The sequence below is a fragment of the Streptomyces scopuliridis genome (genome assembly GCF_042790125.1).
Classification (GTDB): Bacteria; Actinomycetota; Actinomycetes; order Streptomycetales; family Streptomycetaceae; genus Streptomyces; species Streptomyces scopuliridis_A.
Genome location: NZ_JBHTZS010000008.1, coordinates 195,689 through 208,493, shown reverse-complemented (window position 1 = coordinate 208,493; position 12,805 = coordinate 195,689). Strand labels below are relative to the sequence as shown.

Sequence of the window (12,805 nt, the reverse complement as noted above, 5' to 3'; positions counted from 1 at the left end):
CGCCCGCCTCCGCGACCCCCTGTCGACCCCGCATAGACTGACGGGCATGACCGGTTCTTGGACGGGAACTCCCCGGCGTGCGGCGCCCGAGCCCCTGGAGGGGCCGGTCGTCGGCACCATCACGGGCGGCACGATCATCTGGTTCGCCCTCTTCTTTCTTCAGCTCCCGTTCTACGGCTGGTTCAGCGACCACGGGCACGCCTGGTGGATCTGGACCTGCCTCGCCGGCGGCGGCCTCGGGCTCATCGGCATCTGGTACGTACGGAAACGGGACGCGGCGATCAAGCGCGCGGCGGCGCGGAAGGCGGCCGGCGCCGAGGACCCCGACGACACCCCCTGACCGGTTCCCCGGCCGGCACCCTGAGGACGGGACCCTGACAACGGGACCCTGACGGCGGCACCCTGACAACAGGACCCCCGGCCCGGCCCCGACCGAGCCCGGCCAAAGTCGCACCCCGGCCCCGCTCCCCGTACTGCCTGGGGACGATCCGCCTCGTCCCCGGGTCGGATCTTCTCCCCGGCCGGCGGGTGAACGCGCCCGACCGGCCGTACCGTCGGAACCATGACGCAGCGGGCGAAGATCGACACCGACGGCCCCGAGCCCCATGGCCCCGAGCCGCACGGCCGCGGATCTCACGGCCCGACCGACCCGACCGACCCCACTGGAGCGGCCGGTTCACCCGGCCGCACCGGCCCGGCCATCGACGCGGGCGCCGAACTCGACCCCGTACACCCCATGCGGCCACCCCGCCCCAGCGATCGCCACAGCGGCCTGACCGCCGCCGAGGTCGCGCGTCATATCGCCCGCGGTGAGGTCAACGACGTCCCGGTCCGCAGCAGCCGCTCACTCTCCGAGATCGTCCGTGCCAACGTCTTCACCCGCTTCAACGCGATCATCGGCGTGCTCTGGGTGATCATGTTCTTCGTCGCGCCGATCCAGGACACCCTCTTCGGCTTCGTGATCATCGCGAACACCGGAATCGGCATCATCCAGGAGTGGCGCGCCAAGCGGACCCTCGACGGACTCGCCGTCATCGGCGAGGCGAAGCCGACCGTACGGCGTGACGGCGTCTCCGCCGAGATCTCCACCAGCGAGATCGTCCTCGGGGACCTCATCGAGCTGGGCCCCGGTGACAAGGTCGTGGTCGACGGCGAGATGGTCGAGGCCGACAGCATCGAGGTCGACGAGTCGCTGCTCACCGGCGAGGCCGATCCGGTCCTGAAACGCCCCGGCGACCAGGTGATGTCGGGCAGCTTCGTGGTCGTGGGCGGCGGCGCGTTCCGGGCGACCAAGGTCGGGCGCGACGCCTATGCCGCGCAGCTCGCGGAGGAGGCGTCCCGCTTCACGCTGGTCGACTCCGAGCTGCGCAACGGCATCAGCACGATCCTCAAGTACGTCACGTGGATGATGATCCCGACCGCCCTCGGCCTGATCGTCAGCCAGCTCGTCGTCCAGCAGACCGACGTCAAGAACTCCATCGCCAGGACCGTCGGCGGCATCGTCCCGATGATCCCCGAGGGGCTCGTCCTGCTGACCTCCGTCGCCTTCGCGATCGGTGTCATCCGGCTCGGCCGCAAACAGTGCCTGGTGCAGGAGCTGCCCGCCATCGAGGGGCTGGCGCGCGTCGATGTCGTCTGCCTCGACAAGACGGGCACGCTCACCGAGGGAGGCATGGACGTCCGCGAGCTGCGACCGCTGAACGGCGCGGACGTGACGTACGTACGGCAGGTCCTCGGCGCGATCGGGCAGTCCGACCCGCGCCCCAACGCCAGCCTCCAGGCGATCATCGACGCCTACCGCGACGAGAGCGGACGGTGGCCCGTCACGAAGGCGCTGCCGTTCTCCTCCGTACGCAAGTACAGCGGTGCCGCCTTCGGCGAGGCCGACGGGGAGTCCCCGCGCTGGCTGCTCGGCGCGCCCGATGTGCTGCTGGCCTCCGACGATCCCGCGCTCGCCGAGATCGACCACCTCAACCAGCAGGGCCTGCGCGTCCTGCTGCTCGCCCGCACCGACAGCGAGCTCGACGCCCCCGACGCCGCGTACGGGGCCCGCGCGACCGCGCTCGTCGTCCTGGAACAGCGGCTGCGGCCCGACGCCGCCGACACCCTCGCCTACTTCGCGGAACAGGACGTCGTCGCCAAGGTCATCTCCGGCGACAACGCGGTCTCGGTCGGCGCGGTGGCCGGAAAGCTCGGCCTCCCGGGCGCGGAGCGCACGGTCGACGCCCGGCAACTGCCCGCGGAGCGGGCGGAGATGGCCGAGGCGCTGGACTCCGGCGCGGTCTTCGGCCGGGTCACCCCGCAGCAGAAACGCGACATGGTCGGCGCGCTCCAGTCACGCGGGCATACGGTCGCGATGACGGGGGACGGCGTCAACGACGTCCTGGCGCTGAAGGACGCGGACATCGGCGTCTCGATGGGCTCGGGCTCGGAGGCGACGCGCGCCGTCGCCCAGATCGTGCTGCTGAACAACAGCTTCTCGACGCTGCCGTCGGTGGTCGCCGAGGGGCGCCGGGTCATCGGCAACATCACGCGCGTGGCGACGCTGTTCCTGACGAAGACGGTCTACTCGGTGCTGCTGGCGATCCTGGTGGCCTGCTTCCAGGTGGAGTACCCGTTCCTGCCGCGCCATCTGACGCTGCTCTCCACGCTGACGATCGGCATCCCGGCGTTCTTCCTGGCGCTGGCCCCCAACACGGAGCGCGCCCGGCCGAACTTCGTACGCAGGGTGATGCGGTACGCGATCCCCTCGGGCATCATCGCGGCGATCGCCACCTTCACCACGTATCTGCTGGCCCGGAGCTACTACTCCGGCCCCGACGCCCTGAACGCGGAGACCAGCGCGGCCACGCTGACGCTGTTCCTGGTCTCCATGTGGGTGCTGGCGATCGTCGCGCGCCCCTACACCTGGTGGCGGATCTGCCTGGTGGTGTCGATGGGGGTGGGGTTCCTGGTGGTGCTGGCCGTGCCATGGCTCCAGCACTTCTTCGCGCTGAAGCTGGTGGGTACGACGATGCCGTGGGCGGCGGTCGCGATCGCGGTGGTGGCGTCGGCGGCGCTGGAGTTCTGCTGGCGGTGGGTGGGCCGCAGATACCCGGCGTAGGGCCTGTCCAGCGGACAGGCCCTGGCCCGGAGCCGGCGAGGGGCCGGGCCCGCCCCGGCCACCCTCAGTCGAACCAGCGGTCCCTGGCCAGCTCCGCCGTCCGCGACGGGTCCTCCAGCAGCGCCGCGACCTCGAAGCGCCGCGGCCACTGTCCCGCCGCCCAGGCGAGCCCCGCCGCCACGCCCTCCAGCGTCGCCGCGTGCAGCACTCCGTCCGGCGTACGGCGCCAGTCCAGCTCGACTCCGCCCGCGAGGAGTTCCTCGTGCTCCACATAGGTGCCGGGGGTGTCCGCGCCCAGCAGTACGCGGACGGACTCCGGGACCGTGTGCTCCTCGCCCTCCGTGGTCACCTCCGCCGCGCCGGCCATCACCTCGCTCAGCCGCCGCACCTGGAGCAGCTCGGCCAGCTCGGCCACCCGGGTCGGCGAGACCGGCAGCAGCGGCAGTCCGCCCGCCAGCGGCAGCAGATCGGGCGCGTCCGCGATCACCGCGTCCGCCGCGTCGGCCACCCGCACCTCGCCGTCGACGACCGTCCGCAGCTCGTCCGGGAGCGTCACCTGCTCGGGATCGAGGTCCGCGAGCGCGGTGTAGAGCCCGTGCAGCTGCTCCGGGGTCACCGCCCGGTCCGGGTCGGCCAGCCTCCCCAGCAGCTCCGCCGCGCCACCCGGCTCGTCCAGCAGCGCGGCGACCGACGTCCGTACCCCCAGCGCCCGCAGCACCTGCGCGTCGTCGAAGCCCGTCGCGTCCACGGAGTCGTACAGCCCCGCCAGCAGCGGGTCACCGCTCGCGGCCCGCAGGCCGGCCGGGCGTCGCCCGTCGAGTACGGGATGGTCGCGCAGCCACCACGCGGTGTACGAACGCACCGTCTCCGTCGTCCCGTCCGGCAGCAGCACCCGTACGGACTGGGTCAGCGCGTCCCGCAGCGGCGGCCGTGCCAGCAGCGCCAGCGCCCGCGGCCACGCGTCGTCGTCGACCAGGTCCAGGTCCCGTACGGCCACGATCTCCGTCGCGACCGGCGGTACGGGCGTCTCCGGCAGCCGGTCCAGTACGTCCTCGCACCACACGTCGACCGCGTCCAGCAGCCCGGCGTCGTCGGGCTCGGCGAAGTCCCCTTCGCGGGGCTCCAGTTCATCCGGGTCCAGCACCACATCCGTGGCCCGTACGAGCGCGAAGTCCGCCAGGACGCCACACGCGGCGAGCGGCTGCTCGCCCCAGCGCTCGGCCAGCTCCGCGTCGCAGAAGGCGAGTTCGTCCTCGCGCAGCACGGACGCGAACGAGCTGCCGGGCAGCACCAGTTCACCGGCCGGTGCCAGCTCGCCGTCCTCGTCGGTCAGCGCGAGCGCGCCGAGCCACGGCTCGTCCCCCGCCTCCAGACCGGCGTCCCGTACGAGACCGAGCACGATCTCGGCCAGTTCCTCCGCGTCGGGCGTGTCGACGTCCTCGTCCCAGACCTCGCCCGCGTCCATCGAAGCGGCGACCGCCGCGCGTACCTGCGGGGTCGTCAGTACGGCACGAGGCGTGGCGGGCAGCGCGCCCAGCTTCTCCAGCAGCGGATGCGTGGCCTCGGGGTGCGCCACCTTCAGCCCCAGCCGCGCGAGCTCGGCCGACCACGCGGCGTCCGGCAGCGGCAGCAGGATCTGGCGCGGCCCGATCGTCGTACGCCCGTTGGCCAGCGGCACCGGCAGCCCGGACAGCCGCTCCGGGTCGACACCCGCGAGCGACTCGTACAGCCGCCACCACCAGGCGGGCGGGCGCTCGGCGCCGGCGATGCGCTCGATGGCCTCGCCGAGCGGCAGCCGCCCGACGCCCAGCGTGCGCAGCTCCACCCGCCGCTCGAGCCCGGCGGGCAGCAGGGTCGGCAGCACCTCCGCCAGCACGTTCACGGTGTCGGCGCCCGCGCCCTCCACGACCTCCGCCTCGAACGGGCGCAGCGCGGTCAGCTCCTCGCTCGGGGCCGCCGGGGCGAGGAAGGCGACCCGGGGCAGCCGCTCCAGGATCGCGGCCCGCAGCCGGCCGTCCAGCTCGCCCCTGCCGAGCGGACCGGGCACCAGATCGATGGTGCCGGTCGAGACCGGCTCCCAGCCGCCCAGCAGCTCCGCGTACGCGTCGGCCGCCTTCCCGACCAGGAAGTCCGTGAGCGGTCCCGGCGCGGGATGGCGCCGGGTGGTGTCCAGCGGCAGCGAGGCGATCAGCAGCGCGGGCACGCCGAGCGGCTCGTCCGTGGGCGTCGGCGCGTGCACGACGGGCGCGGTACGGGGCCGGGCCGGGGCGCCCTCGTCGTCCACGGGCACGGCCCAGGTGACGGACCAGTGGGGCCGCAGCCGCTCCTCGACGGGCCGCCCTTCGAGCAGCGCGGGCGGGGTCGCGCCATGGCGGCCGACGACCCGCCAGCGGTGCGTGGCGCCGTCCGCGCTGTCGTCCACGTCGATGTACGGCCCGTCCTGCGAGCGGCGCAACACCCGCTCCCCGTCGGGGGTTTCGATGACGACCTCGGCGAGTCCGGCGAGCGTCAGCAGCAGCGCGTCATCGACCTCGGCGAGGAGCCGCGCCACCAGATCGGCGGCGGTGCCGTCCCGCAGCGGCAGGATCACGACGGTGTCGTACCCCTCGGGCGCCGTGCCCTCCGCCGGCAGCGGCAGCCGCAGCAGCGGTACGTGTCCGTCACGGCGCCGCAGCTCGTCCCCGAGACCGGGGGACGCCTGCGCGGCCCGCCCGGCCAGCTCACGGGCCTCCGCGAGGGACCAGCGGACGCCGCCGTGCCGTCCGATGACGGCGGGCTCGTCGCTGACGGCGAGCACCGCGGCGAACCCGACGCCGAACCGGCCGACGGCGCTCTCGTGCCCTTCGCGCTTGGCCGAGGCGCGCAGCGTACTGAGCGACTCGACGCCGGTCGCGTCGAGGGGGGCGCCGGTATTGGCCGCGACCAGTACGGCGGGGCCGTCGGCTCCGCCGGGCCGCAGGGTCAGCCTGAGCCGGCCCTTCACGCCGGCGCGGGCGGCCGCGTCGGCGGCGTTCTGGGCCAGCTCGATGACGAGCCGGTCGCGGTAGCCGCCGAGCGCGAGGTCCTCCTCGGCGTTGGCGTCCTCCCGGAACCGCGCGGGACTGGCCCCCCAGGCATCGAGCACCCCACGCCGCAGCCGCGCGGTCCCGAACGGGTCGGCCCCTTCGGTGGTCCTGACGCTCACGCTCTGACTCCGCTCTTTCGCTGTCGCGTATGTGCGGGCCCGAACGTATCGCGACGGGCGGTGTGGGTGCGCCTCCCGGCGGGGGGTCGTGGTGCGGGTGCGCCTCCCGGCGGGGCGCCGTGGTGCGGGTGCGCCTCCCGGCGGGGGGCCGTGGTGCGGTGCGCCTCTCGGCGGGGGGCGTTGCGCGGGGTGCGTTGTGGTGCCGGGTGCCGGGGCCTCCGGAGGTACGTGTCCGGACTGCGCTGCGATCGATATGCGACTCCGTCGCGTGGTCACCGCGCTTCGCGCGAGCTGCGACGCTTTACGTCCGGACACGCACCTCCTCCGACCCCGACCCCCTCCCCCCGGCGGGCCTGGCGACTCGCCGCCCGGCTCGGGGTTGGGGGCGGGTGCAACCCGGTGGGACGGTGCCGCCGCCTCGCGCACGGCCGGGCCGCCTGTGCGGGCGGTAAAGGGGGGCGCGCAGGGGTCGTGTCCGGGACACTAAAGCGTGATTTGTGGCGCGCGACCGCCCGTGTCTAGACCTTGGGCAGAGCCGCGCCGTAAATCATGCCGTCCCGGGCGCGAGCCCCGGAGCGCCACCCGGCAACAACCCGCACCCGGAAACCGGCCCCGGCCAAAGACAACCCGGACCGAACAACCCGCACCGCACCACCGGCACCAGGTCAAAGACGACCGGCCCACGACCCCCGCCGGACGGCACACCGCCCCGGAGCGCCACCCGGCAACAACCCGCACCCCGACCAGCGGCCCCAGGTCAAAGACGACCGGCCCACGACCCCCGCCGGACGGCACACCGCACCGGGAAACCGGGCCGAGGCCAAAGACCCACGACCCCCAGCCGGGAGGCTAAGAGTGTCCCAGGTCCTCCGAGTCGTCCTCCGCCGTGATCACCGACCCACTGTCCGCCGACGGTCTCAGCGGAAACGCGTCCGTCGCCATCGAGTCCAGCACCGGCGCCGCCCGCCGCGGCGGCTTCGGCATCACCGCCGCCTCGGAGTGCCCCCCGCATCCGTACGCCAGCGACACGACCCGCCCGTCCGCCGGCGAGAACTCGTTCGCGCAGACGCCGAAGGCCTGCCGCAGCGAGCCCGCCAGCGGTAGCAGGAAGCCGCAGGTCACGCAGGGCGCGGGGGCGGCCTGTGCCATCGGGGTCTTCGCGCCGAACGCCTCGTCCCAGCGGTCCGCCGCCGCGTGCAGCCCGTATCGCGACAGCACCCGCGCCCGGCGCATGCCGAGCTCCTCGGCGACCGACGCGATCGAGCCGCGCTCGGGCACGGGCGACGTGCCCGTGCGGTCGGCCGGTTCCAGATCCGGCCCCGCGTCCTCCGCCTCGACGAGTTCCGCGAGGTTCCGCGGGGTCATCACCTCCGGCAGCACGGAGTTCGGCGGCACCGCGTCCGCGCCGGAGTAGCCGGGCTCCAGCCGCAGGTCCTCCGCCTCGGTGGGCAGCAGATCGCCGGGGCCCATGTCGCCGGGCCGCAGCCGCTCGCTCCAGGGCACCCACTCAGGGGCCAGCAGCGCGTCGGGGCCGGGCAGCAGCACCGTTTCGTCCAGCGTGACGACCTTCGCGCGGGATGCCCGCGCCACCGTCACCGCCCAGCGCCAGCCCCGGTAGCCGGGCTCCTTGCACTCGAAGAAGTGCGTGACGACCCGGTCCCCGTCCGCCACCACCGAGACGTGTTCCCCGACGACGCCGGGCGCGGCGGCCTCCTCGGCAGCCGACCTGGCGAGGTCTACCGCCTCGGCGCACAGGCGGTCGGGGGTTCGGCTTCGCGTCGTCGCAGCACTCACAGGTCTCGCTTCTCTCCTACGCCGTCTCACGGGTGCGCCGGCCGATTCGCGATGTACGAGCCGAGGGCGGAGCGGACCTGAGGGCCGCATCGACGTCCACGCCCGATCTCTCCTCGGGCACACCTACCGTTATCCATTCTGCGGGATGACGAAGAGGCGCGCGGCCGAGAACAACCGCCGGTGGCGCGCTACGCACGCTACCCCCTCTCTCGCCCCCCGCCCACCTGCACGCCGTCTTTCCCGGACTTCGGACCACACCGCAACCAGGCCGTGACCCGGAGAAACCCCATGGTGGGAGGCCGACAATGTGTTCGGCCCTAGTTGCGAGACGAGCCGGCAGAGATTCCGCGCGCGTCCGGGCCCCCGGCGGCGGACCGACTCGTTCCGGTACCGGCCGGTGAACTCTCCCCGGCTCGCCGGTGGCCCCCGCCGGCTCGTCCTTCATGGCACCGTCACGGCCCCGTCATGCCCGGGTTCGGTTCGCACCAGGGGCCCTTGGGGCACTATGACGAGGTGGCAGCCGTCAGGTCGTCCGACACACATACGGCCGGCCCGGTCCGCAAGGCCGGGCGGGCCATCGGCCATGCCCTGCGGATCCCTTTCACCGCCGGGGCGAGGGGAATCCGCAAGGCCACCCACGCGCACGGCGCGGGTGAGTCGGGGCTCAGCAAGCTGATCGAGCTGCACGCGGTGAACGGCGCGGGCGATGTCATGATCACCGTCGCGCTCGCGTCCACGGTCTTCTTCTCCGTGCCGACGGACGAGGCGCGGGGCCGCGTCGCCCTCTATCTCGCCGTCACGATGGCGCCCTTCACCCTGCTCGCCCCCGTCATCGGCCCGCTCCTCGACCATCTCCCGCACGGCCGCCGCGCCGCCATGGCCTGCGCCATGTTCACCCGGGCCGCGCTCGCGATCCTGATGTCGACCGCCGTCATCACGGGCAGTCTGGAGCTGTATCCGGCCGCGCTCGGGGTGCTCGTGGCGTCGAAGGCGTACGGGGTGGTCCGCAGCGCGGTCGTCCCCCGGCTGCTGCCGCCGCGTTTCTCACTGGTGCGGGCCAACTCCCGGGTCACGCTGGCCGGGCTGCTGGCCACCGGTGTCGCGGCGCCGATCGGCGCGGGGCTGCACCAGATCGGTCCGAAGTGGCCGCTGTACGGCGCGTGCCTGATCTTTCTCGCCGGAACGTTCCTGGCGTTCACGCTGCCGCGCACGGTGGATTCCGCGAAGGGCGAACGCAGGGCGCGGCTGGTCACGGTCGTCCACGGGGAGAAGCGGAAGCCCTCGCTGCGTACGGTCGGCCCGGCGGTGCTGCACGGCCTCCAGGCGAACGCGTCCCACCGCGCCCTCTCCGGCTTCCTGACCTTCTTCCTCGCCTTCCTGCTGCGCGAGCATCCGCTCTCCGGCTACAGCGCCGTCGTCTCCCTGGGCATCGTCGGCGTCGCCGCGGGGGCGGGGAACGCGCTGGGGACGGCGGTCGGCGCCTGGTTGAAGGCCCGCGGTCCTGAGCTGATCATCGCCACCGTCCTGGGCATGGCCCTGTCCGCGGCGATCGTCGCGGCGCTGCTCTTCGGCGGCCTGATGATGGCGGTGCTCTGCGCGGTGGCCGGATTCACCCAGGCGCTGTCGAAGCTCTCCCTGGACGCGGTGATCCAGCGGGACGTCCCCGAGCAGGTGCGGACCTCCGCCTTCGCCCGCTCCGAGACGGTGCTCCAGATGTCCTGGGTGGTGGGCGGCGCGATCGGTATCGCGCTGCCGCTCAACGGCGTGCTGGGGATGTCCGTCGCCGCGGCGATCGTCGGGATCGGCGCGATCGCCGCCGTACGCGGACTGCTGACCGCGTCCCGTCGCGGCACGGCCCACGCGCGTGTCGCGTGACCCCGGCCGGGCCCGGCCCGGTACGGCCGGCCGACGGCTCGCCGTACCCCCTCGCGGCGTGGGCGCGGGCGACCGATAGCCTTCGCCCCATGACCGTTGCGTTCTTCTCTGGTAGGTCCCGCCGGGCCGCCGCCGCCCTCGGCGCGGTGTCCGCCGGCCTCCTCGTCCTCGCCGCCTGTGAAAAGCCGACGCCGCTCGCGACCGTGACGGTCGGTGACAACTCGATCAACACCGAAGCGGCCTGCTACAACGACGGCAAGGCGATCAAGACCGCCGACATCCAGCCCTGCCTGAACAAGAAGGCGGAGAAGGTCGTCGAGATCGCGATGGACGACAAGGTCCGCTTCGGGGTCGACCCGACGATCGCCGAGCACGGCTGGACGCTCTTCATCAACGGCCAGCAGGCCGAGCAGGAGCCCTACAAGAAGACCTACCGGACCATCCCCGGCAACGCGTTCTTCTCCACCCAGACCGGCGAGACCACGAACGACACGCAGGTCAGCATCGTGGAGACCAACGGCAAGACACTGACCGGCATCTGGCACTTCGAGTTCAAGAAGAAGAATTCCTGACCGACCCGGTGATCCGGCGGCCGGTACGGTCCCGGAGGCCGGGCGCCCCTGGAGGCTCCCGCCATGCGTGTACTTGTCGTCACGGCGGTGGCCGCGGAGGCGGACGCCGTCGCCACGGGCCTCGGCCGGTTCGCGGGCGCCGGTGTCCGGGAGCTGACGGGTGGGTACGAGATGACGACCCACGCGCAGTTCACGCCGAGGCCCGGATCCGTGCGGATACCGGTGGTGGAGGTGCTGGCCGGCGGCGCGGGACCGGCGGCGGCAGCGGTCGCCACGGCAACGGCGCTGGCCGCCTCCCCGTACGACCCGCCGTACGATCTCGTCATCTCTGCCGGTATCGGCGGCGGCTTCGCGCCCCACGCCCCGCTCGGCTCGCTCGTCGTGGCGGACACGATCATCGCCGCGGATCTGGGCGCCGAGACCCCCGACGGCTATCTGCCGGTCGAGGAGCTGGGTTTCGGCCGTAGTGTCCACGCGCCGCCGGCCGCGCTGACGGCCCGGCTGTCAAAGGTCCTGGCCGCCGATCCGCGGGTCCACTCGGTCCTCGCGCCCGTCCTCACCGTCACCACCGCGACGGGCACGGCCGCCCGTACCGCCGAGCTGACCGCGCGTCATCCACGCGCCGCCGCGGAGGCGATGGAGGGTTTCGGGGTCGCGGAGGCCGCCGCCGCCCACTCCGTACCGTGCGCCGAGATCCGCGCCGTCTCCAACACCGTCGGCCCGCGCGACCGCGCCAGTTGGCGGATCGGCGGGGCGCTGGACGCGCTGCGGTACGCGTTCACGCTGCTCACCCCCGTATTCGAGGAGCCGTCATGACCCCGCAGCCGCTGCAGATCGCCTACTCGCCCTGCCCCAACGACACCTTCGTCTTCGAGGCCTGGGCGCACGGCAGGGTCACCGGCGCGCCCGACATCGACGTCACGTTCGCGGACATCGACATCACCAACGGCATGGCGGAGCGCGGGGAGTTCGACGTACTGAAGGTCTCGTACGCCGTGCTGCCCTGGGTCCTGGACGAGTACACGCTGCTGCCCTGCGGCGGCGCGCTGGGCCGGGGCTGCGGCCCGCTGGTGCTGACGAGGGAGCCGGGCGCCGATCTGACCGGCGGGACCGTCGCCGTGCCGAGCGAGCGCTCCACGGCCTATCTGCTCTTCCGGCTGTGGGCGGCGGATGTACTCCCCGGCGGGGTGGGCAAGGTCGTCGTGCTGCCCTTCCACGAGATCATGCCCGCGGTGCGCGACGGCAGGGTGGACGCCGGACTCGTCATCCACGAGGCGCGCTTCACCTATCAGGATTACGGGCTGCACCGGCTCGCCGACATGGGCGAGCACTGGGAGTCCACGACCGGGCTGCCGATCCCGCTCGGCGCGATCATCGCGAAGCGGTCGCTGGGCACCGAAGTGCTCCAGCTGCTGGCGGAGTCGATCCGCAGGTCGGTCCGGATGGCCTGGGACGATCCGGCGACCTCGCGGCCGTACGTACTGGCGCACTCCCAGGAGATGGACCCGGCGGTGGCGGACCAGCACATCGGGCTGTACGTCAACGAGTTCACCGCGGATCTGGGCGAGGACGGCTACGCGGCCGTCCGCGGGCTGCTCACCCGCGCCGCGGCCGAGGGGCTCGTACCTCCCCTCGGCCACGACGCGCTGCGTTTCGTCTGAAACCGTCCCGCCGGATCACACGCCCGGCTCACCCGCCCCGGTCACACGTCCAGCTGGTCCGCCACCGCGCGCAGCAGGCCCGCGATCTTCGCGCCCTGCGCCTTGTCGGGGTAGCGCCCGCGCTCCAGCATCGGCGTGATGTTCTCCAGCAGCGTCGTCAGATCCTGGACGATCGAGGCCAGTTCGTCGGGCTTACGGCGCTGCGCCGCCGCGACCGAGGGCGTCGGGTCGAGGACGGTCACCGAGAGCGCCTGGTCACCGCGTTGTCCCGCTACCACGCCGAACTCCACGCGCTGGCCTGGCTTGAGGGCGTCGACTCCGGCGGGGAGGACCGACGAGTGCACGAAGACGTCGCCGCCGTCGTCGCGGGAGAGAAAGCCGAAGCCCTTCTCGCTGTTGAACCACTTGACCTTGCCGGTAGGCACGTCTGTCCTCGTCCTCGTACTCGTTGGGGCGCCGGAGGTGTCGACACCCCCTGACGCGCACAAAAACGGCTCTGGATAGCACTACAGCGGGTCCATCGACCCGCCACCACCAAGGCTAATGGTCCAGAGGCTGGTGACAAGACGTCGCCGGATGGTTCCTGTCCGCTGCTTTCCGCAGGGAACTACCCTGG

Annotated in this window: 9 protein-coding genes; 6 read left to right on the top strand and 3 right to left on the bottom strand. The window is 73.0% G+C overall.

The features are described from left to right. Positions 1 to 46 precede the first annotated feature (46 nt). Together ACFRKB_RS15525 and ACFRKB_RS15520 are read left to right on the top strand one after the other, a co-directional pair. Positions 47 to 340 carry a DUF2530 domain-containing protein gene (locus ACFRKB_RS15525; protein ID WP_383106295.1) on the top strand — a complete coding sequence of 98 codons (294 nt, stop codon included), beginning with the start codon at positions 47 to 49 and terminating at the stop codon, positions 338 to 340. A 222-nt stretch (positions 341 to 562) separates the two neighbouring features. Then, positions 563 to 3,103 carry a cation-translocating P-type ATPase gene (locus ACFRKB_RS15520; protein ID WP_383106294.1) on the top strand — a complete coding sequence of 847 codons (2,541 nt, stop codon included), beginning with the start codon at positions 563 to 565 and terminating at the stop codon, positions 3,101 to 3,103. Positions 3,104 to 3,167: 64 nt separating this feature from the next. Here ACFRKB_RS15520 and ACFRKB_RS15515 read toward each other — a convergent pair whose 3' ends face one another. Then, on the bottom strand, positions 3,168 to 6,287 hold the full coding sequence (locus ACFRKB_RS15515; protein WP_383106293.1) for a sacsin N-terminal ATP-binding-like domain-containing protein: 3,120 nt from the start codon (positions 6,285 to 6,287) through the stop codon (positions 3,168 to 3,170). Positions 6,288 to 7,136: 849 nt separating this feature from the next. Next, positions 7,137 to 8,081 carry a DUF3027 domain-containing protein gene (locus tag ACFRKB_RS15510; protein WP_383106292.1) on the bottom strand — a complete coding sequence of 315 codons (945 nt, stop codon included), beginning with the start codon at positions 8,079 to 8,081 and terminating at the stop codon, positions 7,137 to 7,139. A 513-nt stretch (positions 8,082 to 8,594) separates the two neighbouring features. Here ACFRKB_RS15510 and ACFRKB_RS15505 point away from each other — a divergent pair. The 4 genes from ACFRKB_RS15505 (at position 8,595) to ACFRKB_RS15490 (ending at position 12,189) form a co-directional block, all read left to right on the top strand. Next, positions 8,595 to 9,956, top strand: a complete 1,362-nt coding sequence (locus ACFRKB_RS15505) for an MFS transporter (RefSeq protein ID WP_383106290.1) — start codon at positions 8,595 to 8,597, stop codon at positions 9,954 to 9,956. An 89-nt stretch (positions 9,957 to 10,045) separates the two neighbouring features. After that, positions 10,046 to 10,528, top strand: coding sequence for a DUF2771 domain-containing protein (locus ACFRKB_RS15500; protein ID WP_365972201.1), 483 nt, complete (start codon positions 10,046 to 10,048; stop codon positions 10,526 to 10,528). A gap of 63 nt (positions 10,529 to 10,591) precedes the next feature. Beyond that, positions 10,592 to 11,344 carry a futalosine hydrolase gene (locus tag ACFRKB_RS15495; RefSeq protein WP_383106288.1) on the top strand — a complete coding sequence of 251 codons (753 nt, stop codon included), beginning with the start codon at positions 10,592 to 10,594 and terminating at the stop codon, positions 11,342 to 11,344. Further along, a complete protein-coding gene (locus ACFRKB_RS15490) occupies positions 11,341 to 12,189 on the top strand; it encodes a 1,4-dihydroxy-6-naphthoate synthase (protein WP_383106287.1) in 849 nt (282 codons plus the stop codon). The genes ACFRKB_RS15495 and ACFRKB_RS15490 overlap by 4 nt, the downstream gene beginning before the upstream one ends. 41 nt (positions 12,190 to 12,230) lie before the next feature. Here the strand turns inward: ACFRKB_RS15490 and ACFRKB_RS15485 are convergent, their stop codons facing one another. Further along, positions 12,231 to 12,614 (bottom strand): cold-shock protein, encoded by a 384-nt coding sequence (locus tag ACFRKB_RS15485; protein ID WP_308354918.1) that lies wholly within the window; start codon positions 12,612 to 12,614, stop codon positions 12,231 to 12,233. Positions 12,615 to 12,805: the final 191 nt, after the last annotated feature.